Annotated in this window: 19 protein-coding genes, 1 tRNA gene and 1 riboswitch; of the genes, 4 read left to right on the top strand and 16 right to left on the bottom strand. The window is 47.7% G+C overall.

The window, feature by feature from the left end:
• Positions 1–52: 52 nt before the first annotated feature.
• A complete protein-coding gene (locus tag HHX48_RS05775) occupies positions 53–2,923 on the bottom strand; it encodes a M16 family metallopeptidase (RefSeq protein ID WP_397541067.1) in 2,871 nt (956 codons plus the stop codon).
• A gap of 184 nt (positions 2,924–3,107) precedes the next feature.
• Between HHX48_RS05775 and HHX48_RS05780 the strand changes: the two genes are divergently transcribed.
• The 3 genes from HHX48_RS05780 to HHX48_RS05790 are packed head-to-tail and all read left to right on the top strand — an operon-like array spanning position 3,108 to position 5,279.
• Positions 3,108–3,659 carry an Hpt domain-containing protein gene (locus tag HHX48_RS05780; RefSeq protein WP_191023112.1) on the top strand — a complete coding sequence of 184 codons (552 nt, stop codon included), beginning with the start codon at positions 3,108–3,110 and terminating at the stop codon, positions 3,657–3,659.
• Entirely contained in the window at positions 3,607–4,347 is a 741-nt protein-coding gene (locus HHX48_RS05785; protein WP_223858078.1) for a TIGR01621 family pseudouridine synthase, read from the top strand. The genes HHX48_RS05780 and HHX48_RS05785 overlap by 53 nt, the downstream gene beginning before the upstream one ends.
• Before the next feature lie 8 nt (positions 4,348–4,355).
• The gene (locus HHX48_RS05790) at positions 4,356–5,279 is read left to right on the top strand and encodes a ketopantoate reductase family protein (protein ID WP_191023114.1); all 924 of its coding nucleotides are present in this window, start codon (positions 4,356–4,358) and stop codon (positions 5,277–5,279) included.
• Here HHX48_RS05790 and lysS read toward each other — a convergent pair.
• From lysS to HHX48_RS05860, 14 genes are all read right to left on the bottom strand, one after another.
• Positions 5,270–6,811: a lysine--tRNA ligase gene (lysS, locus tag HHX48_RS05795; RefSeq protein ID WP_191023116.1), complete on the bottom strand. Its 1,542-nt coding sequence runs from the start codon at positions 6,809–6,811 to the stop codon at positions 5,270–5,272. The two genes, HHX48_RS05790 and lysS, sit on opposite strands and share 10 nt — an antisense overlap.
• Before the next feature lie 18 nt (positions 6,812–6,829).
• Positions 6,830–7,928, bottom strand: a protein-coding gene (prfB, locus tag HHX48_RS05800; protein ID WP_191023117.1) for a peptide chain release factor 2 whose coding sequence is annotated in 2 segments (ribosomal slippage) — positions 6,830–7,852 and positions 7,854–7,928 — 1,098 coding nt in all. Because the reading frame shifts where the segments join, the coding sequence is not laid out codon by codon here.
• 158 nt (positions 7,929–8,086) lie between these two features.
• A complete protein-coding gene (locus HHX48_RS05805) occupies positions 8,087–8,659 on the bottom strand; it encodes an NADPH-dependent FMN reductase (RefSeq protein WP_191023119.1) in 573 nt (190 codons plus the stop codon).
• Between the two features lie 80 nt (positions 8,660–8,739).
• Complete coding sequence (argS, locus tag HHX48_RS05810) at positions 8,740–10,473, bottom strand: arginine--tRNA ligase (RefSeq protein ID WP_191023121.1); 1,734 nt, start codon at positions 10,471–10,473, stop codon at positions 8,740–8,742.
• Positions 10,474–10,484: 11 nt separating this feature from the next.
• Positions 10,485–12,074, bottom strand: a complete 1,590-nt coding sequence (prfC, locus tag HHX48_RS05815; protein ID WP_191023123.1) for a peptide chain release factor 3 — start codon at positions 12,072–12,074, stop codon at positions 10,485–10,487.
• A 212-nt stretch (positions 12,075–12,286) separates the two neighbouring features.
• Positions 12,287–14,197 (bottom strand): hypothetical protein, encoded by a 1,911-nt coding sequence (locus HHX48_RS05820; protein ID WP_191023125.1) that lies wholly within the window; start codon positions 14,195–14,197, stop codon positions 12,287–12,289.
• A 280-nt stretch (positions 14,198–14,477) separates the two neighbouring features.
• Entirely contained in the window at positions 14,478–14,933 is a 456-nt protein-coding gene (rimI, locus tag HHX48_RS05825; RefSeq protein ID WP_317983480.1) for a ribosomal protein S18-alanine N-acetyltransferase, read from the bottom strand.
• Positions 14,924–15,364 carry a hypothetical protein gene (locus HHX48_RS05830; protein ID WP_191023127.1) on the bottom strand — a complete coding sequence of 147 codons (441 nt, stop codon included), beginning with the start codon at positions 15,362–15,364 and terminating at the stop codon, positions 14,924–14,926. The genes rimI and HHX48_RS05830 overlap by 10 nt, the downstream gene beginning before the upstream one ends.
• A gap of 54 nt (positions 15,365–15,418) precedes the next feature.
• A tRNA-Trp gene (locus HHX48_RS05835) sits at positions 15,419–15,495 on the bottom strand.
• Positions 15,496–15,589: 94 nt separating this feature from the next.
• Positions 15,590–16,399, bottom strand: a complete 810-nt coding sequence (locus HHX48_RS05840) for a phosphotransferase (protein ID WP_191023129.1) — start codon at positions 16,397–16,399, stop codon at positions 15,590–15,592.
• Positions 16,377–16,985, bottom strand: coding sequence for a nicotinamide riboside transporter PnuC (gene pnuC / locus HHX48_RS05845; RefSeq protein ID WP_191023131.1), 609 nt, complete (start codon positions 16,983–16,985; stop codon positions 16,377–16,379). Before pnuC ends, HHX48_RS05840 begins: the two co-directional genes overlap by 23 nt.
• Positions 16,978–17,241, bottom strand: coding sequence for a YkoF family thiamine/hydroxymethylpyrimidine-binding protein (locus HHX48_RS05850; protein WP_191023133.1), 264 nt, complete (start codon positions 17,239–17,241; stop codon positions 16,978–16,980). Before HHX48_RS05850 ends, pnuC begins: the two co-directional genes overlap by 8 nt.
• 9 nt (positions 17,242–17,250) lie before the next feature.
• Positions 17,251–19,311: a TonB-dependent receptor gene (locus tag HHX48_RS05855; RefSeq protein ID WP_191023135.1), complete on the bottom strand. Its 2,061-nt coding sequence runs from the start codon at positions 19,309–19,311 to the stop codon at positions 17,251–17,253.
• 53 nt (positions 19,312–19,364) lie between these two features.
• Positions 19,365–19,469: riboswitch (TPP riboswitch) on the bottom strand.
• A gap of 502 nt (positions 19,470–19,971) precedes the next feature.
• Positions 19,972–20,400 (bottom strand): acyl-CoA thioesterase, encoded by a 429-nt coding sequence (locus HHX48_RS05860; protein ID WP_191023137.1) that lies wholly within the window; start codon positions 20,398–20,400, stop codon positions 19,972–19,974.
• 61 nt (positions 20,401–20,461) lie between these two features.
• Between HHX48_RS05860 and HHX48_RS05865 the strand changes: the two genes are divergently transcribed.
• Positions 20,462–22,516 carry a GNAT family N-acetyltransferase gene (locus tag HHX48_RS05865; RefSeq protein ID WP_191023139.1) on the top strand — a complete coding sequence of 685 codons (2,055 nt, stop codon included), beginning with the start codon at positions 20,462–20,464 and terminating at the stop codon, positions 22,514–22,516.
• 80 nt (positions 22,517–22,596) lie between these two features.
• On the opposite strand, the gene HHX48_RS05870 is transcribed toward HHX48_RS05865, so the two are convergent.
• The gene (locus HHX48_RS05870) at positions 22,597–23,892 is read right to left on the bottom strand and encodes a tetratricopeptide repeat protein (RefSeq protein WP_191023140.1); all 1,296 of its coding nucleotides are present in this window, start codon (positions 23,890–23,892) and stop codon (positions 22,597–22,599) included.
• Between the last annotated feature and the right edge of the window lies 1 nt (position 23,893).

Raw genomic sequence — 23,893 nt, forward strand, 5'->3', positions numbered from 1 at the left:
AAAGCCCATAAAATTCAATGGTTATTACCGGTTTATACGACGAATCGCAAAATTACGGTGTTAACTCGCGTTGGGTTTTCTGTTGCAACGACATTTCAATAACAGGAAACCCTAAGGTGAACAATTGTTCCAGAATTTTCTGCTTATCGCCAACAACAATTAACTGCATATCTTCAAGCACCAATTGCTCCTGTGCCAGCGCATTCAGCTCATCAGCACTGATGGTTTTAATAATTTCGAGCTGTTGCTGACGATAGTCATCAGGAAGATCGTACGCCTGCAACTGACTCAGGAAGCGCGCCTTACTTGATGGCGTTTCATACTTCAGTGCATCGCTCAATGTAAATGCATTGCGCATAAACGCAATTTCATCTTGCTGAATGCCTTGCTGTTTAAACGTTTTAATCTCACTGAGCATCTCATTAATTCCCTGCGCCGTGAACTCAGCGTTCAGGTCAGCAGAGGCCTCAAACCACCCCAGCGTTTTTCCGCCGATAAATCCTGTAGAGGCACCATAGGTATACCCTTTGTCCTCGCGAAGGTTCAGATTAACCCTGCTATTAAATGCGCCGCCAAGCGGAAAGTTCATCAGACGAGACTTAAAGTACGTGCCGGTCGCATCAAACTTTGGTCCGCGTTTTACAATATGCACCACAGACTGTACCGCACCCGGGTTATCTACAAGGTAAATGTGTGGTTTATCATAATCGGGGAACGTCTCAAAAGTAGGAATGGCATACTCTTCTTTCTGCCATTTCTTCATAAACGACATGGTTTCAACAAATGTTTCTTCGTTCAAATCGCTCACGACAACGGCATGGGCATGTGCCGGCGTATAGTACTGTTTGTAAAACGTCTTGATGTCATCCAGCGAGATATTCTCAATGGTGTTGAGCGTACCTTCCTCAGGTAAGCTTAACCGGCTGTCTTTGCCGAATAACACCCAATCCCTGGCCCGAGCAGCTAAAGAGGAGGGGTCTTTAAGTTGCTGCTGCATACTTTGCATGACTCTGGATTTCATGCGCTGGAAATCCTGAGGCAAAAAAGCAGGATGGAGCAGCTTTTCTTCCAGTAACGCCATTGTTTGTGACACGTTTTTAGTCAGAGAAGAAACCATAACTTGCGTATAACGTCCCTGCGCTGAAAACTGAATGGAGCTACCCAGCTTTGCCAGTTCATTGGCGATGGCTTCGTTGGAATAGGTATCCGTCGACTCATTCATCATCAGGGCGGTGAGATAGGCGGTTCCTGCCTTCTCATCTGTATCAAGCAGCATCCCACCTTCCAGGCTGAGACTGAACGTCACTGTCGGTGTTTCGGTATTAGTTACGCCCAGTAGTGAGATACCATTAGGTAATGTTCCTTCCCAGTATTCTGGCACTTCAACAATCGGCGTAGGTCCAGCCGGAGGTGGCGCAGAACGGTCAGTTGAATCGGAGACTTTTATCGGTTCTACATGCTCAGCCGGCTGGCGTTCTGGAATCTTGCGCGCAGGCAAAGTGAAATTCTGTTCTTTTACAGCAAGTTGAGCCTGTCCTTCTGGCACCACACTTAGCACAACGCCAGCACTGTTTTTAATGTACTTTCTATAAACGCGCATAACATCTGCCGCTGTTACCGCGTTATAGCGCTTAATATCTTCCTGCACTAAATCAGGCTTGTCGTAAAATGTTTCCCCTGCTGCCAGCTTGGAAACCTTTCCTGAGACACTTTGCAGGCCAAATACTGTTGATGATTCAATGGACGCTTTGACACGTTGTAAGTCGTCAGGTTTTACACCGCGTTGTTCAAACTCTTTAAGCGTCTGGCTTATGACGGTATTAAGTGCGGCAAGATCAGGGGTACTGGCCGGATTGGCTAGCGCTAATAACTGAAACTCACAGGCCAGCTCACGGCAGGGATGGTTAACCGCAGCCTGGACAGCCTGACCAGATTTCACCAGGTTTTTATAAAGTAAAGAGGTTTTGCCTCCGCCCAGAATATCGGCCAGCACATCCAGAGGAGCCTCGTCCGGGTGCCTTGCATAGACGGTGGGATAAGTGATTTGCAACAAAGGCAGATGGACGTTGTCCTCAAGCGTAATATAACGGTTTTGTTCCAGAGCAACCGGCTCCGGCTCAGCATCAGTGACTTCAGGACCCGCAGGAATCCCGCCGAAGTAGGTGTCGATCCAGGCTTTTGTTTTGGCAATATCAATGTCACCGCCAATAGTCAGAACAGCATTATTTGGTCCGTACCAGCGCTTGAAAAATGCTTTAAGATCATCAACATTGACGCGGTCAAGATCCTCCACATAGCCGATAGGCTGCCAGGAATAGGGGTGGCCCTGAGGGTATAATGCTTCAGCGGTACGCTCATTTCTCAAACCATAAGGCTGATTGTCCACGCGCTGCGCACGTTCGTTTTTCACTGTTTCACGCTGGTTTTCACACTTCTCCTGATCGACAGCCTGCAGCAGAAAGCCCATTCGGTCCGATTCAAGCCAGAGTACTTTTTCCAGTTGATTGGCAGGCACGGTCTGATAGTAATTTGTACGGTCACTACTGGTGGTACCATTCAGGTTGCCGCCAGACTCGGTAATGATTTTAAAATGCTGTTCATCAGCTACATTCTCAGAGCCCTGAAACATCATGTGTTCAAAAAAGTGCGCAAAGCCTGATTTTCCAATATCTTCACGTGCTGACCCAACATGGTAGGTGACATCAACGTGTACCAGAGGATCAGATTTGTCCTGATGAAGAATTACCGTCAGGCCGTTGTCCAGCGTGTATTTTTGATAGTCAATCGCAAGCTTGTCTGCCTGTTGTGCAGCCACTGAACCGGTATCGGGAGCTTTAGACTGACCAGCCTGCTGACACCCGGTCAATGCACCGATTACTGCGCCAGTAATTATAATGGTGTTAATGATGCGTTTTTTCATCACGCCTTTTCCTTGTTGTAAACCTGACATTATCAGCGAGCGCCTTATGAGGTTCTTCTTGAATGTTTAACTGACTCAACAGACTAACAAAATTTGTAACAGATAACTTCTGTACTATCATCACAGGTTGTATCAATTTATGTAAGCTTCGCCTACAATTTACCGTCTAACCATCAGGGATTTTAAGATGAACAACACGACGTCCGTTATTGATCTTGCATTTGGAGTCTCACAGTTAAGCGGCAACCGGAATTTGTACGTTTCGTTGCTACAGAAGTTCGCTGCAGAATATCAGGATTTGCCAGTCAGGTTAGATCATGCGCTGGCTGAAAACCGTTGGCACGATGTCCGAACAATGGTTCATACCGTTAAAGGCGTAGCGGGCAATCTGGGATGCAATGCCCTGCATGCAGAAGCCCGTGTCTACGAAGATGCAATCAGAGACAGTCATACGGTACCGGCTTCACACCATTCCTTTATCGATGTTTTGTCTGAAACCCTTCGTGCTATTGATAAGCTGGCCAGTGATAGCGGTGAAACCCATACCGTTAATATATCGCAAGCCAGGCAGGACTTTCTCAATGCGCTTAATCATCATGAGTTCATCAGTGACGAGACGCTGACACAGTGGATGGATACCCTTGCCATGCCTGCAGACAAGCAATCAGCAATTCGTGAAGCCATTGATGAACTGGATTACGACATCGCAATTGCAATCGTCAAAGCCCACAGTGTCTGACATACCTGTTCTCTTTTCCCACCCTGACTTTTACATTGTTGCCAAGCCCGTTGGCGTGACAATGCACGATGCACAGCATGGCATTGTTACGCTGTTGCGAAATCAGTTGCAAGAATCAGCATTATACCTTTGTCACCGGTTGGATGATGGTACTTCAGGCTGTTTGCTGCTAGCCAGAAATCAGCGTGCTGCGGCGGCGCTTTCTGAGCTATTTGCCACCCAACAAATTCAGAAATTTTATATTGCACTGGCGCAAGGTAAACCCAAAAAAAAGCAAGGCACTGTGAAAGGTGACATGATAAATCGCCGCCGAGGCCAGCACATACTGACAAAAACCTGTGACAACCCGGCCATTACGCAGTTTTTCAGCCACAGCATCGCGCCTGGCCTGCGTGGCTATATTGTTCGTCCGCTTACCGGGAAAACTCACCAGATAAGAGTGGCGCTGAAAAGCGTTGGTGCTCCCATTCTCGGCGATACCTTGTATGGAAAAGATAGCGCAGACAGGTTATATTTGCATGCTCTGCGAATTTGTTTTACTTATCAGGGCGCGACGTACTCAGTCAGCTGCCCTGTTAGCGCAGGGCAGGCATTTCTGTCGCAAGCTGGCCAACAATGGTTACGCACACTCAGTGAGCCTGAATATCTTCCATGGCCTAATGTAAAAGGCAAAGCTGGCGTCAACTAGGATACTTCATGGCTAACCCCATACGCGGTCAGGTACACATTGTAGGAAGCGGAGCCATTGGCTCTTTGATTGCCGCAGGTGCTCAGCGCAATAATATTGCTTATAGCCTCGCGCCACGCAGTCCCGAAAAGCTTACTCAGCGTATTACCTCATACAGCAACCAGTCCCGCTGGTTATCTGCCAACCTTGCCAATAAAGACAGCCTGGGCCCCGACGATCTGCTGATTCTCCCGCTAAAAGTGTATCAACTTGAGGCAGCAGCGCGTCAATGGCAGGACAGACTCGACGAGTCGACACCTATTCTGCTTCTGCATAATGGCATGGGCGGGCTGGAGGCAGTCAGGCGAGTACTTCCCGAACATGCTATCTATATTGCAACAACCAGTCACGGCGTATTGAAAACAAGTCGTCACGAAGTCAGGCACACAGGGTTCGGTCGGACTATCTTTGGCGAGGCGCCGGATAATCAGGCGATAGACGATGAGCAGTTAGAACGGGTTTTTGAGACGGTGAGTCGTTGTTTACAGCCGGTGACATGGCATAAAAATATCATGGAAGCACTCTGGTTTAAGCTGGCCATAAACGCCGTCATCAACCCATTGACAGCGCTGCACGACATTCCAAACGGCGACTTGTCAGACAGCCGGTTTGCCGGCCATATTAATGATATCTCCCAGGAAACAGCCACGGTGATGCAGGCTGAAGGGTTTCGCTGCTCAGTCCAGGATCTGGTTGGCCAGGTCATGCAAGTTATTCGCGCAACATCACAGAATTACTCCAGCATGCATCAGGATGTCAAACATCGAAGGCCCACTGAAATTGATGCCATCAATGGGTATATTGTGCAGTCTGCGCAAAAAAAAGGCATTGATGTCCCCATCAATGCCTTTTTGTACAAAAAAATTAAAGCTCTGGAATCGACTTATTCCTGACCTTCAGGACGCATATGTGGAAACAGTATAACGTCTTTAATGGTTGGGCTGTCAGTGAACAGCATCGTTAGGCGATCAATACCAATACCCTGCCCCGCTGTCGGCGGCAACCCATGTTCAAGCGCACGGATGTAGTCTTCATCGAAGTGCATGGCTTCATCGTCACCGGCATCTTTTTCTTCAACCTGTTTGCGGAAGCGTTCAGCCTGGTCTTCAGAGTCATTAAGCTCGCTAAAACCATTGGCGATCTCACGCCCGCCTACGAAGAACTCAAACCGATCCGTGATAAACGGATTATCATCGTTACGGCGCGCCAGTGGTGAAACTTCCCACGGGTATTCAGTGATAAAAGTTGGCTGTTCCAGCTTTTCCTCTGCGGTCGCTTCAAATATCTCACAAAGATATTTACCGGCGCCCCAGATACCATCGACTTCAGGCTCTTTAATATGCAGCGCTTTCGCCATGGCTTTAAGCTCGTCCAGATGTGACTCAGGATCACGAATGGCGGCCTCGTTGGCTTCTGGCCAGTATTTCAGAATGGCATCACCCATGCTTAACCGATCGAACGGCTTACCAAAGTTATAATGCTTCTCTTCAATGACATTGCCTTCTGTATCACGAACGGTGTTAACAACTTCTGCAGAACCAAGAATGTCATTGGCCAACGTGCGAAGCATGTCCTCGGTTAAGTCCATCAGGTCGTGGTAGTCAGCATAGGCCTGATAAAATTCCAGCATGGTGAATTCGGGGTTGTGGCGCGTTGACAGCCCTTCATTACGGAAGTTGCGATTAATTTCAAATACCCGCTCAATCCCGCCAACCACTAAACGCTTAAGATATAGCTCCGGCGCGATCCGCAGATACATATCAATATCCATCGCATTATGATGCGTCACAAACGGTTTCGCCGTGGCACCACCGGGAATCACCTGCAGCATCGGCGTCTCAACTTCGATAAACTTACGTTGCGTCAGATAGTTGCGGATACCATTGATTAGCTCACTGCGGATTCGAAATGTGTCGCGCGTTTTGTCGCTAGTAATCAGATCAACATAACGCTGACGGTATTTTGTTTCCTGGTCGCTGAGTCCATGGAATTTCTCTGGCAAGGGACGTAATGCCTTGGTCAGCAATTCGTATTCTGCCATATCAACGTACAGATCGCCTTTGCCGGACATTTGCAGCGTACCGGCAACACCAATAATGTCACCAATATCTAAACTGCCATATCTTGCCTTGATGTCCTTTTGTGTATCCTTTGCTGCGTAAGCCTGAATGCGGCCTGTCATATCCTGCAGCAATAGAAACGGTCCACGCTTGGCCATTATCCGGCCGGCGATGCTGACATGATTGCCTTGCTCTGCCAGGGTTTCTTTATCCAGATCCCCATAAGCACGTTGCAGTTCGTCGGCGTAATTCTCGCGGCGAAAGCTGTTGGGAAACCCGTTCGCACGACAATTTTCACGGATTGCGCTCAATTTTGCCCGGCGCTCGGCAATTAACTTGTTTTCGTCTTGCTGTTGACTGGTCATAACCTAATCACTTTATCGTCAGAGGCCAGATTTGAGGCTGGCTTCTATAAATTTATCTAAATCACCGTCGAGAACGGCCTGCGTATTACGGTTTTCAATCCCGGTGCGTAAGTCTTTAATGCGCGAGTCATCCAGCACATAAGAGCGAATTTGACTGCCCCACCCGATATCGGATTTGTTGTCTTCCATCGCCTGTTTCTCAGCATTCTGTTTTTGCAGCTCAAACTCATACAATTTGGCCTTAAGCTGCTTCATCGCCTGATCTTTGTTTTTGTGCTGAGAACGGTCGTTCTGACACTGAACAACAATGCCGCTGGGTTCGTGCGTGATGCGCACAGCGGAGTCCGTTCTGTTAACGTGTTGTCCACCAGCCCCTGAAGCCCGGTATGTATCAATCCGCAGATCCGATGGATTAATATCAATTTCGATATCATCATCAATTTCAGGATAAACAAAGGCTGAAGAAAATGATGTATGCCGACGGTTACCAGAATCGAAAGGCGATTTTCTCACCAAGCGGTGTACCCCGGTCTCGGTGCGTAGCCAGCCAAATGCGTACTCACCCTGAAAACGGATAGTGGCACTTTTGATACCTGCTACATCACCTTCTGACAACTCGATGATTTCACTTTTGAAACCGTGTGCCTCGCCCCAGCGAAGGTACATTCTAAGGAGCATATTGGCCCAGTCCTGCGCTTCGGTGCCGCCAGACCCCGCTTGCAAATCGACATAGCAGTCAGCCGCATCATTTGGCTTGGAAAACATGCGCCGAAACTCAAGCTTTTCAAGCTGTTGCTGCAGGCCTTCTATTTCGCTTTTAGATTCCTCAAAGGTTTCCTCGTCCTCGGCTTCGACAGCCAGCTCAAGTAAACCCTCAACATCCTCAGCACCTTGTTCCAGCGCCTGAATGGTTTCGACCACCTGCTCTAAGGCAACCTTTTCTTTACCCAGACCTTGCGCATAGTCAGGGTCATTCCAGACATCGGGATTTTCAAGTTCCCGGTTAACTTCTTCTAAACGCTCTGACTTTGCATCAAAGTCAAAGATACCCCCTAAGTGCCTCAGTACGGGCCCGGATATCGGAGATGGCGTTCTGTACAGGATTGATTTCGAACATGATCCGCTTTCGCTTGATTAATAAGACCGCGAATAGTATCGAAAATATGGCTTTTTTAATAGCCGTCACAAAGAAGAAATTGGTCTTTACACCAACTCGCGGGAATAACAGGGCAGGTATGAGCGGGCAGTGATGGCTATTACTGCCCGAATGAAGCGTTACTGCGACACCTTCTGGCACAACAAAGCGGTATCTCTGCCCAGCCCTTTAAGCTGTTTGATGGTTTTCTCATCACTGATAGCGTGATTGCCATCCAACAGGCCACTGACTTTTGCAATCGCTTTTTGGTTAGGCGCAACAATGACGCCCATGTTCTCCAGCAGCATTCTCAGCACAACAAGCACACGCATGCCACCCAGCCCACCTGCAGATGCAGCCATGATTCCGGCAACTTTGCCTTTATAAGCCTGCATCACTTTTTCATCACCGGCCTTTCGGGATGCCCAGTCCAGTGCATTTTTCAGCAGTGCCGGATAACTACTGTTGTATTCCGGCGATGCGATTAAAAAGCCATCGTGATTTATCAGCAGCTCCTTAAACGCCTGTGCCCGTTCCGGAATACCATTTGCTGACTCTTCGTCTTCGTTAAAAATTGGCATCGCGTAATCTTCCAGACTGATCACGGTGACTTCAGCCCCCGCTTCTCTGGCACCTTCAACCGCTACATCCAGAATAGCCTGATTGTATGAATTGCGGCGGATACTGCCGGCAAACGCAAGTAGTTGTGGCATAACGACTCCTTAAAAAACAAAAGGCTGTTTTCACAGCCTTTTTATCGATAATACGGGAAATTCCCCACGCTTTTTACAGTTTACATTTTTTCGAGCGTTTCGATACCCAACAGGGATAAACCTAACGACATTGTATTGGAAACCAACGCTGCCAGTGCTAACCGGCTATGACGCACTGCAACCGGTGTATCCTCACGTAGAATCGGGCACGCTTCGTAGAAGCTCATGAACGCAGAAGCAAGGTCATACAGATAGCTGCACAATACGTGCGGCGTAGCATCACGGGCGACCACATTGATGGTTTCTTCAAACTGCATCAACTGAACGGCCAGCGCATGCTCCTGCTTTTCGTTAATTTTGATATCTACGGGTAGATCTGCCACAGAAATACCGGACTTTCTGAAAATACTTTGCACACGTGTGAACGCGTATTGCAAATAAGGAGCAGTATTGCCTTCAAAGCTTAGCATAGTGTCCCAATTGAAGACGTAGTCAGTGGTGCGGTTCTTACTTAAATCCGCATATTTCACCGCGCCGATGCCCACCTTACGAGCAACGTCATCCAGCTCTTCAGCGCTCAGATCAGAATCACGTTTACCAATCAGGTCACGCGCCCGGGTAACCGCTTCATCCAGCAGGTCCACCAGTTTTACAGTGCCGCCCGAACGGGTTTTAAACGGCTTGCCATCGCTACCCAGCATCATCCCGAACGGACAATGTTCATAGCTTTGCTCTGGTTTCATGAATCCAGCTTTACGACCCACAATTTCAGTTTGCTTAAAGTGATAGGCCTGGCGGGCATCAGTCAGTATTAACGTTCTGTCGGCGTTCAGTTTCCCTGAGCGATATCGCATAGCGGCCAAATCAGTGGTCGCATACAAGTAGCCGCCACCAGACTTCTGTACGATAAATACGGCGGGCTTACCCTCTTTATCAGCAAGCTCTGGTAAGAACACAACCTGAGCGCCCTGATCTTCCACAGCAATACCCTGCGCCTTTAAATCAGCCACAACGTTGGCCAGGTCATCGTTATAGGCAGACTCGCCCATGACATCTTTGCGGGTCAGACTGACATTGAGCTTTTCATACACTTCTTCACTGTGCTGAATGGAGATGTCGATAAACCGTTCCCATAGCGCCAGACAGGACTCGTCGCCGCCCTGCAGCTTCACCACAAATTCACGGGCGCGGTCAGCAAAGCCTTCTTCTTCGTCAAAGCGCACCTTTGCTTCACGATAAAAGTCTTCCAAATCCGACAAGGCGGTTTCAGCCATATAGTTGGCTTCTAATTTGTCGTTAAAGTGGGCCAGCAACATACCAAACTGCGTCCCCCAGTCACCCATGTGATTCTGACGAATAACGTTGTGACCCAAAAACTCAAGCAGCTTCACCACGCTATCACCGATGATGGTGGTGCGCAGGTGACCAACGTGCATTTCTTTCGCCAGATTTGGTGAAGAATAATCAACGACCACATTCTGCTGGCTTTGCTTGGCAATACCCAGACGCGGGTCGTGTAACGCCAGCTCACACTGATTGGCCAGCCATGCATCGTTCAAATGGATGTTGATGAAGCCGGGACCTGCAATCTCCAGCTTATGCGCTACATCATCCAGCTTGACCTGCTCTACAATTTTTTCAGCAATATCCCGTGGCTTCTGCTTAAGCTGCTTTGCCAGTGCCATGGCACCATTGAACTGATATTCGCCAAACTCAGGCCGAGCACTTCGGGCAATAGGTACAGGCGCATTTTCAACACCCATTTCATCAAGCGCCTGGGTAAAACGGCTAACTAATAATGCGTATATATTCATAGGTTAAATCTTTAGTGCTCACGGGTTTTAGTAAACTGAATATCGGGATAGCGCTCTTGCGCCAGTTGCAGGTTGACCATAGTCGGGGCGATATAGGTCAGATTGTCACCACCATCCAGAGCCAGATTCTGCTCGGCTTTACGGCGGAATTCATCAAGCTTTCTTTCATCATCGCTATACACCCAACGAGCAGTGTTAACGCTGATATGTTCGTACAGCGCATCAACATTATATTCTGCTTTGAGACGGGCAACGACCACATCAAACTGCAGCACACCCACAGCGCCTACTATCAGATCGTTGTTAGCCAGAGGACGGAAAACCTGTACGGCCCCTTCTTCGGAAAGCTGAATCAGACCTTTTAGCAACTGCTTCTGTTTAAGGGGATCACGTAACCGAATGCGCTTAAACAGTTCCGGCGCAAAGTTCGGAATGCCGGTAAATTTAAAGTTTTCTCCGGAGGTAAAGGTGTCACCGATGCGAATGGTGCCGTGGTTGTGTAAACCGATAATGTCGCCGGCATACGCTTCTTCAAGTAACGACCGGTCTCCTGCCAGAAACGTCAGGGCATCAGCAATGCGGATATCTTTGCCAATGCGTGAATGGCGCATTTTCATGCCTTTTTCATACTTACCGGAAACAATACGACAAAATGCCACGCGGTCGCGGTGCTTGGGATCCATATTGGCCTGGATCTTAAATACAAAACCACTAAATTGCGGCGCACTGGCTTCAATCTTGCCGTCTTCGGTTTCCCGTGATTTTGGTGCAGGCGCCCATTCGACCAGCCCGTCCAGCATGTGATCAACACCAAAGTTACCTAATGCGGTACCAAAGAATACGGGCGTCAATTCACCTTCCAGAAACAATTCTTTGTCAAATTCATTGGATGCGCCGCGCACCAGCTCGAGCTCATCGCGCAAGGTGGTGGCTAGCTCAGCACCTACAGCCTCATCCAGCTCGGGATTATCCAGACCTTTTACCTTACGCACATCCTGAATGGTATGACCGTGACCGCTTTGATACAGAATCACCTCATCACGGTAAAGATGATAAACGCCCTTAAAGCCTTTACCACTGCCAATTGGCCAGGTAATGGGCGCGCACATCATATTCAGCTCGGTCTCTACTTCATCCAGCAATTCCATCGGATCACGAATATCCCGGTCGAGTTTATTCATAAATGTGATGATAGGCGTATCACGAAGCCGCGTTACTTCCATCAGTTTGCGGGTGCGATCCTCAACACCTTTGGCAGCATCGATAACCATCAGGCATGAATCCACCGCCGTCAGAGTACGGTACGTATCTTCCGAAAAGTCTTCGTGCCCTGGGGTATCCAGCAGGTTAACAAGATGGTCAGAATACGGAAACTGCATGACCGAGGTGGTTACCGAGATCCCCCGTTCCTTTTCCATTTCCATCCAGTCTGATTTTGCGTGCTGACCGGATTTTTTACCTTTAACCGTACCTGCCTTTTGCAGCGCACGTCCGAACAACAGTACTTTCTCAGTAATGGTGGTTTTACCCGCATCGGGGTGCGATATGATGGCGAATGTGCGACGTTTCTGAATTTCGTTCGCTAGCGCGTTATTACTCATGCTTACACTTATTGTTTAACAGACCGGAAGTTAATTTGCCCAGCCAGGATGAATTGCAATATTAATGGCACGGGATTATATAGTGTATAAGCGCACAAATACATACACAGAGCGGATTGGAGGTGACTGGTGCGCGTATTTACGTGAGATCTGGCTGGCAGAAAAAAGAAAAACACGGCTGATGCCGTGCTTTTTCTAACTAATATCGCCGCTTATTTGATTTGACCGATGGCCCGCATTTCATCTTTCAGTGCGCGCAGCATGTGGGCGTCCGACTCGTCCTGATGCTGCGTTTCCTTCAGGCCAATTGTACTAATACGATTGCCGGGAGAATAAGTAGTGCTGTTACAGTATTCAGGTTGTTCCGTGGCAGCAATCCCCTGTCCTGCAACGAACACACCGCCCCCCTCTTCCTGCCAGACTGCAAATACAGATTGATAGACATCATACATCTGACTGCTTTTCAGCACCTGATAATTCAGGTAGGACGAGGCATTTAGCGCATGACCGCCGGAATAAGCAGTAAGCGCAATGCCATATTCTTCAGATAGGTCGGCAGCCGAGCGAACCGCGTAACGCAGACCCGGCGCATGGGCCTGTTCATAATACTGACCGGTACCATCCACGTAATTGATTGCATCAGTAAGCATCGCATCAGCGCTATCCACACTAAATTGATTAGCAGCATTGTTTACCACAACAGGATCAACCGCCAAAGCATCCACCTGCATTCCCGGTGCATCTGCGCCTTCGTATTCACGAAGCAACATGCCATCCAGTAACAGCGCATTGTAGTTGTGGGTTTTCATCGTATTGTTAAGCGTTCCAGCCAGCACCGTAACCACCCGGTCAGCTTCTGCCTGCCAGACGCTATCGAAGATAGCCTGAATCTCCAGTGTTCTGGCTGCCTGCCAGTTACTGATAAGTACATTCTCTTTTGCCAGCAGCGAATGTTCTGCAAGCAGCTCGCTTTGCATCGCATCCGGCCAGCGCTGTATGGCGCGTGACAGTGCGTAGTCACGGCCCATACTTTGTGGGTAGGTCCGTTTCGCCAGCTCGCTACCCAATTCAATGTATAAAACCCGGTTGGTCTTAAGCGATGTCAGTAGCAGCTCTGCCATCGCTGTCACGTAGGCATCATCAGCAGCTAACGGAATGTTTAGCCACAAATCAGCAATGGCTTTATCTGCCAGTTCAGTCATCGCTTCATACGGCACGCCTGACACGGTGCCCCAGTGAGCGGTCTGCATTGTACTGCGCTGGCTCCACCCCGATGCGCCCTGGAAAAGGTTTTCGGTACCGGGTTTAGCGTAAAGCGCAGCATCACTATACAGACTGGTAGTGCGCACTACCCGGCTGGATGTCAGATAATCGACGTAGTCAGCCGAGAATGTTTCAGCGCTGCTCGCATCAGGACGCTGCAGTTGAATATTTTTCAGATAATTACCATTACCATCAGGATCTGTCTGTGTGATGGATATGGTTAGCGGGCCCGCACCAGCATACTGCAGTACAATCTGACCCTCCTGCTGCTCAAGGATATCTGCGTTTTCAAACGCAAACGCGCCCTGCCCGTCAAAGGTCAGCGTGTATGCACCCGATTCGTACGCCCCCTGAATAGTCGATGACATCACTGTCGTAAGTATTGACTCAGCGATGGTGCCATCCTTAAGTGTCATGGATGTTGGCCAGCCGTGGGCATCCGTTTGAATATTATCAGAACGGTCGGTGACCATGCCGGAACCTGTGTTGTAAAACCACCCATGGCTGGCATAGGATACAGATTGGCCCCGCATTCCGGCGGATTTCATCAAATCGTTGAACATCCATGCGGTCATATCACTGCTTACCGAGGCCAGCTGAACACCTAATCGATAGGTCGCAGCCTGCGCAGTGACATCTTCAGTCAGTGGACCGGAAATGCCATCTTTAGGCAATTCATAAGTCCCGCCCGTATCACCAGCAGGTTCGTCCTGAGTGCTGTCATCAGGTTGACTGGGAGTAGGATTAGAGGGCGCGGGCAAACTGCCCGTTGTCAACGGTTCAGACTGATCGGGCGCTGTTAATTTTTCTGTCGATTCGCTCCCACCTGAACCACAGGCTGAAAGGGTTAAAACTGACAAGCATAAACTGGAAATAAGAAATCGTCGGGTCATAACTGCAACACACTTCGTTTAAGACAGACAAGTCGCTAAGCTCAGCGATAAGATGCGCTAAGAGTAGCTGTGAAGTGCAATGCTTACTAAGTATTACGGGTATAAGCGACAATACGGCAGTATTACTGAATTTTACAAATTTAATTTAAGTTTATTTACGATCTTTAAAAACAGTTAGTTAGGAGAATTTGAGAGAGATAAGTCAAAACTAATATGAAAGTTTTATCAGTGCTCCTGACGCGAAATGCTAATTAATTACTCGCTTCATGATGATGGCATCTTCCTTACCATCATTCGTTTCGTAATAATTTTTACGTACTTCTTGGTCGCTAAACCCTTGAGATTTATATAAATTTATTGCAACACTATTACTCACTCTGACTTCAAGCCAGATCGTAGCCATTTTTTGTTGCGTACAAATTTCAATAACCTTTTGAATAAGGGCTTTTCCAGCCCCTTTTCCCCGCGCTGCCGGGCTTACGCCGATATCCATCAGCGTCGCTTCGTCAGCGACCATCAGAATCATCGCATAGCCGATAACATCGGTTTCGCAGATAACCATCATCTGATAAGGCGGAGTAATACAATCAGCGAACGTGGCGTACGACCAGGGTGAGTATGTCACCTGTTCATGAATATGATAGGCGCGATCTATTGACTTGTGATCATCTGGTGAGACCTTACGCACTATTTTTAGCGCCACAACTTCGTCCACAGGTTAGCTTTTTGGTCGGCATCTAATTGTCCGGGATCGCAAGGAAGCTCAACAATGGTATCTGTAACACGCAATGATGTGCCGACAACTAACTCGGGTAGTGATTTTTGTGGATGGCAAAGTGCCCAGGCATAATTTATGTCGCTGATAAATTGCGCATACTGCGTTCGTTGCTGGTCCGTTAACGGCGTTTGGACAGGGTTAGTCTGATGCGGCGTCGTTTGGGACAGTGATTCTCTTAACTGCGCAACGCGGTTAACCGACACGGCATGATCTGTCTTACTGGACACCGACGATGATTGTGATTTCTCAAGGTCTGCAGCCACAGTGTCTGTCGACGCCAGTTTATCTGCATTGATCCAGACACAGATACCCATTTGCTGAAGTGCGGCAATTTGAGCTTGAGTTAAATGAGACATGTACGACTGGCTTTCAGGTTAAGATGATTAACTATACGCCACATAAGAGAAGATTGGCAGGGGTGGAGGGACTCGAACCCCCAACCATCGGTTTTGGAGACCGCTGTTCTACCAATTCGAACTACACCCCTAGCGCGAAAAGCATTATACGTAACGGAAGTTAAAGGTAAAGGGTTTTTCTACAGGCGGCAAGCTAAGTGGTTACTTATCAATCATTTTGCCGTATTACAGCACTTGATCAGCCCGTCCGTCAGACGTCGCTTCTAACGCTGCGCTCCACAACGTCTCGGTCACATCCACAACGTCTCTCTGCTCGCGAAAATAGTGCTCCACCGTGGTCTGTGCTATTGCCGTTCGCTGGGCATACCGGGAAATCAGACGGTCAGTATCCTTTTCATCAAATCGATTGATACTCGCGCATGATGCAAGATCAAAAAAACGATTGCCCATTGCGGCATATTCCCAGTCGACAATCATTACCGGATCAAGTGACTGAATATGCCCCCATGATAAATCATTGTGGCATAAAACAAGATGCTCAGCTGGCACATAGTCCAGGGCATATTGTCTTATGACTTGCTGCGTTCGTCTGACACGCGGATCGTCATCTTTTAACCCTGCTCTGTCGATGTAATGATAGAGACGCTGCGGCAGATCTAAAGGTCTGACGGTTATCGGCTGATGATGAATCTGAGCCAGTATATCAGCCATAATACCGGGCCTGCCGCCGACAGAAATATCCTTTTCAATGGATTTTTCCAGCCAGCTTTCTACCCATAGATCCTGCGTCTTATTCAACCAGACTGGTGCGGGCGCGATTTCCCTGTGCGCCAGTTGCTCTTGTAGTAGAAACTGGTGGAACCGGTTAATACCACTAAATTCATCCCTGGCCAGCGATTTGACAGCGAAATGCATTTCGCCATCTTTCAGTTTAAAAACCCGGTTAACCTCACCGCCCTGAATTTCAGTCAGGCTGGCATTATCTGAAAGAGATAACGCCTGTTTCAGTTCATTAATTATATGCGTGTGATTCATGCTGCATTTTCCATTGCCCAAGCCATTGCCAGTATCCATATACGGAGAATCCCACATATCCGGTGAACAGGCAGGCAGACAAGGTCAAGCCAGATTGCGCATACAGATATGCAGAAGCGAGGTTAATGAAAAACCAATACACCCAGTTTTGCAAGACTTTATGGGCGACCATAAAGGTAGTCACGACACTTAACACCTGAATACAGGCATCCAGCCATAAAAATTCATTGTTAAACTGACCAGCTGCGACAACCGCCAGCCCCCAGCCGGCCAATAAGAGTGTCGGGACAATCGCAATGTGCCAGTACCACGGCCAGGATTGCACGCCGGACGACGTTTGCTGCCCTTTTTTCCACTGATAAAAGCCGTAAATCGCCATCACCATGTAAAAAAAGTTCAGCAGAGACTGAAATGGCAGCGTGACCTGCCAGAACAGATAGGTATAAATCGCCGTGCTCAAAAACGCGCAGAGCCAACACCAGCTGTTTTGTCGGGCCGCCAGCCAGACGTAAGCGATAGCCAGCCCGACCGCAAGCCACTCAGCTAGCGAGGTGGCTGCGATCTGCTGTATGAACGTATCAGTCATCACTTCGTGACTGCATCGCATCAAAGTTTAAAAACTTAGCCACAAACACAGCCTGCCCGACCTCTTCATGCGTTCGCTGCATTTCTATACCGAGCATTTCCATCACACGTTGATAATCCCCTGTCACCTGAGTGCTGGTTGAACAGGTTGTCACTGACAACTCATCGTAACGGTTAATTCTTTCTAAAAACGACTTAATTGCCGGGATGAAGTTATCCGCCAACGGATAAAGTGATAGTTCTACCATTACCTGCATAATTATCTCCTAAAATTGATATCCAACAGTAATACCGTATTGTCTGCCTGCACCCAGCTGGTAATAGGGTTCCGGCGAAGCATACCCAAACTCACCATCTCTTGGGTCGTTGCTAAAGCCGCCAAATCCACGCACGTAATACGTTTTGTCAAAGAGATTATTGGCCCATGCTGATGCATACCAATGATTGTTTTCCCATCTGAGCTGTGTATTGACCAGTGTGGCAGAAGGTGACATCACATCGTGTCCGTCTGAAAAGCGATACCGGTCTTTAAAATCGATATCGGCCTGCCACGACCAGCTATCGCTAATCATCAACCGTGAATACAGATTTGCTGTCCAGCGCGGCGCCTGTGCCTGTTGTTGTTCATCGATAAAATCGCCGCGAGCATTCGTATATTCTTCAAACTTTGCATCCAGATAACCAATGCTGCCCTGAAGTTGCCAGATATCGGTAACCAGCCAGCTTGCCTCAAGTTCAATACCACGGTTAGTGCCCAAATCAGCGTTATCAATGACATCAATGAAATCAGGTGTACCATCATCACGGGTAATGACATCAAAATCATTCACCTGCGTATTGTCTCTTTGCATATAAAAGATCGCCGCGCGCAGTGTTGCCTGCGGCACGAATAGCGGGCCCTTGACACCAAGTTCGTAGTTCCAGTTATATTCTTCATCAAAAAATCGTTTTTCTTCTGATACACGCTGCGCAGGATTGATGCCTGCACCTTTGAAACCGCGTGAAATACTGGCATACCAGGTATGTTGATCCGGGGTATATTGCAACGCCACTTTACCGCCCACCATGTTGGTATCATATTCGCGCTGCAGCCCCTGGTTGTCCGCGTAGTCGAAACCGTAATTTTCAAAACGCAGCCCGAAGGTCAGGGCCAGCGCGTTTGTAAACTGCGTGTCAGTCTGCGCGTACAGTGCTTTTGTTGTGGGTAGGTACTTACTGACAAAATCGCTTTCCGCATAGGTGTATTCCCGCCATAGTGCTTCTTCAACACCTTTATAATGTACACCGACAAGCCAGTCAGTCGTGTCATTAAACAGTTTGGCACGCTGGGCGCTGGTAAATCGTATTTCAGCAGTTTGAGTGTCTACTTCGCGAAAGTAAGCATCGAAAGACGTATAGCCAAACGGATGGAACCCGGTATAAGTCCAGTCTTCATCGTATCCATAAGCGATATTATGCGACGCATGGGTAAGTAATGAGGTCAGCTGACCGTACTGATAATCCGTTGTCAGCTTCACACTGACGGCATGGGTTTGCTGGGTATCAAAACCAGGTTCATCCACCAGGGACTCGCGGGTGTTATCTAAAGAAAAAGCATCATAGCCATTGTCGATATCATACCAGCGGTAGCTGATATCCAGCACACTGTCATCACTGACATCCCACTGTAGCGCAGCCCTAGCTGCTGTTTCATTGATATTGTCAGTATCATCCTGATTGAGAAACGTATTATTCACAAAGCCGTCGCTGGCGTTGTGCATAAAAGCCACCCGATAGCGCAGCGCCGACGTTAACTCACTGCCTGTAGCCGCTTCAACACGATAGGAATCTTTATTGCCAGCACGCACCTCAGCATGTGTACTCTGGTCTTCACCGGCTTGGTTTGAAACGATTTTTACTGCGCCTGCCAGGGCGCCGGTACCAAATAGTGTCGATTGGGGTCCCCGGAATACTTCGACCTGTTGAGTATCAAACAATACGCCGGCTGCGGCGAGCCCCGAAAAGTCAAAATCATCCACTAAAAAGCTAACCGAAGGATTGATGGGTTCTGCGAATTGTGAGCGCTCACCAATCCCGCGTATCTGGATAAATCGCCCTCTTGAAGCGCCGGATGCAAAGTTGACATTGGGAGCGACGTTTAAAATATCATCAAGATATGTTGCCTGACGGGCATTGAGTCGTTGTGTAGACAATACTGTTGCACTGCTGCTTAACTGATCAAGTGTTGCCTGTCGAAAATCACCGGTTACTGTGATGTATTCAATATCCTGTGTTTCAGCAAACACCGACGTGCTCAGAAAGGCCAGAAGTATCGCGTTGTATTTCATTAAGGATCTCTTATCTGCTTAGAAAAAGATCCGGCATTAGGGCAGGAAAGCTGGTTGTATCATGACACCATCCCTACGCCGGTATTATCCGGATCAGGTAAAAGGGTTCCTGCGCTAAACGCAGATCTCAGCCGGAATCGGCACCCCTTGGTAGGCAGACTCTCGTCTGCTGGCGGCAGTGTATCAAGTCGTACAATAGGATGAAATAAAAAACGCCCGTAAAAGTGACGGACGGGCGTTTTTAATCAATGGAAGGTGGGTAGGCCGTTACCTGACGTAAGAGTATTCGTGACAAAACCGGCCGTCGCTAAACAACCTGCGTGCAATGACATGAAGTACCGTGATAGTGATATTCTAGCCGGCAATCACTGACAGGACACTTGCGACTTGTGTTGGGTCCTTTTTGAACCCTGACAAAAGTTAACTTCGTTAGCACACAGGGAGCACGGATGGCATTTCACAAATTATTCTACCCGGCGCTGATACGTAGCTTATTAAGTCGTTGATGTGACTTACAATTCACTAATCAGACAGATGAGAATGCTCTTGCTGCCCTTCCCTCTTATAGAATCAGCGCAGTTTAGCAGCCAGCGTACCGAAGCACTACTGATGCGCCTTATACCTTACCAATCAACATTTAAGATTGGTCAGTCGCTGGCGTTAGTCGCCTGATTCTGACAATAAATTCAGGCTGCGCAACTCCTCATCGGTTTGCGTCTTCAGGCTTTCCAGCGTTTTACCGTGCGGTACAGGCTGGCGGGTTACCGGGTCAACCTTGACGAAGACTATATCATCTGCAAGACAGATAGTTTTCTTGGTTGCCTTGTTTCGGACCAGACAACTCACCGTAATTGAAGTACGCCCCACGCTTTTCGTTGCCAGCCCGAATTCAACGATATCGCCCTGCATTGCCGGCGACTCAAAACTGATCTCACCAATATGCTTCGTAACCAGACAGTTAGTTTCCAGTTGGCATATTGCGTAGATGGCTGACTCTTCGTCTATCCATTCAAGGGCCCTGCCCCCGAATAAAGAGTCGGCATAGTTAAGATCATTGGGCATCACTAAACGGCGTGATAAGAAACGCATTCGAATTCCTTCAGGTTATTAGGTTAAACTTCACTTTTTATTATACGGCAAAAACGTAACGATGGCTTTTAAGAACCTCATTGAATGGCTGAGTTTGCCACTGAGCGCGAATGCTGAAAACTACCACCGGCAGTTACTTTTATTTCAGACAGCACATACTGAAAAAACGCTGACGGAACTGACTGAGACATTACCTGCGACACTGTCTTGCGCGGTAATAAGTCACGAGGTTCGCGACTATGCGCACGCTGGCATCCATCAGTTTGCAATATCTGATTATAAAAAGGTCTTGGGACAAGAGTTTGATATTGGCATTTACGACGCGTTCTCGGGATTCAGACCCAGTGCCTTGCTTGCACTGGCCGGTACACTTCGCTTTTCGGGCCGGTTAATCATAGTTTGTCCCCCGCTTAAAAAATGGCCATCTCATTCAAGTGTTGCGAAGCCCCATTATCTCAGCCACGGGTACTTCATTAATGAAAGCCTGTTTATCCGGCACATAACCGAAAAATTTATCGGGCATAGTGCGGTAAGCACTAATGACCATGAAAATGATGAACAGGTATTGCCGTTCAGGCATGTCTCTGATGCACAAAATCACACGTTAGGTCATGGCAAACAGCTCACTGATAGTCAGGACTACGCGATGCGTGAGGTTTTGCATTCTGTCGATACCGATATGCCGTTGACAGTAATTACTGCGCCCCGGGGCCGGGGCAAATCTGCGTTACTCGGGACCATCGCGGCGGCATTGCTCAATAAAACCTATAAACTGCTGCTGGTCAGCGCGCGGCATCATAGTCAGAACGTATTTTACCGCCACCTCGCAAGTACGCTTTCCTGCAGTAGCGAAGAAGCAAAAGCCTGCATCCAATGGACTGCGCCAGACAACCCGGTCGCCTATGATAATGATGCTGACATTCTTCTTATTGATGAAGCAGCCTCTCTTCCGCTACCTGTGCTGATAGCATTAACTCAAAAGAACAAAAAATGTTTATTAACCACCACGACACTGGGTTTTGAAGGTTCCGGATTGGGCTTTCTACATAAGTTTTTACTTCCCCGTAAAGCCAAAGGTGAACTTCGTCACCTTACTTTAAAAGAGCCGGTTCGCTGGGCGAGTGACGATCCGCTGGAAGCGGTTCTTGATGAGGCGCTTCTGTTTAGTAACTCGAATTTATTCCCTGAAAAAAATAACAAACCGCTCACAATCTCTCATGTTACTGCGACGCAGCTGGACTCAACGGTACTTGCCCGCCTCTACCATCTGCTAAGCGATTCCCATTATCAAACCTCTCCGGATGATTTGATGCGATTAACTGATGCGCCTGACGTATCGTTTATTCTTGCCTACCAGAACGGTCTGCTTGTCGGCGCGGTTGTATTAAACCATGAAGGTGGCGAAAGACTGTCAGACTTGAGCGACAGCATTGCCCGAGGGAGCAGACGTGTGAAAGGCCACCTGAGTGCTCAAAGTCTTGCATTAATGACCGTAGATCCGTCCTTAGCCTGTGACGCGTATTGGCGCATTAACCGGATAGCTGTACATGAGGAGTATCGAAGAAAGGGTATTGCCACGTCTATGCTGGAGTTTATAAGGGAAGATGCAATCAAAAACAACATCGACTGGCTGACAAGCTCCTACGCGTCAGCATCAGATGTAGATAATTTCTGGCAGCAGTCTGGTTTTACTTTAGTACGTGAGGGTAAGAAGCCGGATAAAGCAAGTGGTCAAATCAGTAAATTAGTGTTGAAACCGATAAGCCAGCGCGCTAAAGGCAAAAGGCAATTTCTGATAGATGTATTCTTTTTCGACTCAGCCGAGTCATCTGAGGAAATCTATCGTGTAGCTCAGACGTTTGAAGCTAATTCCCTCATAACGGCCAGACTCAGGGCATATTTAAATGGCCATCGGTCACGTGAGTTGACTGGAAATGCTTTTACCTATCTTGTATTAAACAACGCATCTTTATTATCAGAAGATGGTATAGCATTTAATTACATCGTGAATAGAAAATCACCAGAAGAAATCATTATCTTGCATCACTTAACTGGCAAAAAAGAATTCGAGAAAAGGTTATTTGAAGAAGCTCAGTTACTGTATACCGATAGCTGATTTGCAGATTATGAGACTAGCTTTCTCATAGACTGGTAAACGATCAGTCAAAAAAAAGCCCCTGAACAGGGGCTTCTTGATTAAATATCGATTCCACGATTTTTGGCTTTTTCCTTAATATAAGGTTCCCATGCAACCGCGTTACGGCGCATGGAGCTTTCTTTCTTCGCCATCTGGTTATACTTCCAGGCCTGCTTGAAGTTCTCTTGGTAAAAGTATGCTTCCATCAAAGAGAAATAAATTTTCCCTTCTTCGTCTGCACCACGATCAAGAGCGTTGTTCAAGGCTTTAACAGCACCTTTATAATCTTCAGCTACTAAAAGAAGCGTGCCTTGCTTTTGGAAATCATCAGGATCCGAACTGATTTGGGCAGCTTTACCGTAGTAATTCGCCGCAATGTCGTAGTTCTTGGCCTGATGGAAAGAGTTGGCAATATTGCGCATAATTGACACATCTTTCTTTATATCACCTTTTTCCAAATGCTTTTCGAGGACTTTGGCCGCTTTATAGGGGATGCCATTGGTAGAGTATAATTGCGACAGATTTTTAAACTGCGCCTCTTTATCCAAATAACCCGCGTTATAAGCGATCTCCATCGTAGACAATGCATCGTCATAGTTTTCTACCAACATGTAAAAAACACCCAGCTGAGTCCACCAATTTGGATTCTCAGGGAACGTGTTGACAAGCGTTTCAGCAATTTCAACTGTTTCCGGATACATCTTGCGTTGATAGTACGACTGCAACTTCAATACATAAGGATTTTTGTTCGGCTTTTCATAAAGCTCAATCGCTCTGTTTGCCGGTTCAATCACCTTATCAAGCTCTTTCGTCTCGAAATATGCCTGCGCCATACGAACATAGGTATCGGGATCTTCTTTACACGTAAAGTCCATCCACTCCTGATACCAGTTAATCGCTTCTTTGTAGTTCTCTTCACGTAAGTTCAGGTTTGCTACAAGCTTAAGCGTATTGGCATGCTCGCTATCGTTAAGAATCTTATCCTTAACCGCGTCGGTCAGATAACGCAACGCTTCGTCGGATTTATTTTCATCAGCAGCAAGCAAGTTACCAATGAATCGTCCAACATAAGCTTTATCAAAGTCGTCGGACGTTTCGATATCATAAAGAATATCTAACGCTTCCTGCACTTTATCTTCGTTATAAGCTTCAAATGCTTTTTGAACTTTCTTGCCCGCACGTTCGCCAACCAGCTTAGTTTTACCCTTTTCATATCCAGGACAAACTACAGGTCCGCTGCTTGGCTTACTTTGCTTCGCCTGATTTGATTCCTGCGCCATCAATGGTGCACTTACCGTAGATGCAATTCCCATCACCAAAGCAAGGGCTGACATTTTGAATGAATGTTTCATCATG

Origin of the sequence: Salinimonas profundi (assembly GCF_014750655.1) — a bacterium.
Classification (GTDB): Bacteria; Pseudomonadota; Gammaproteobacteria; order Enterobacterales; family Alteromonadaceae; genus Alteromonas; species Alteromonas profundi_A.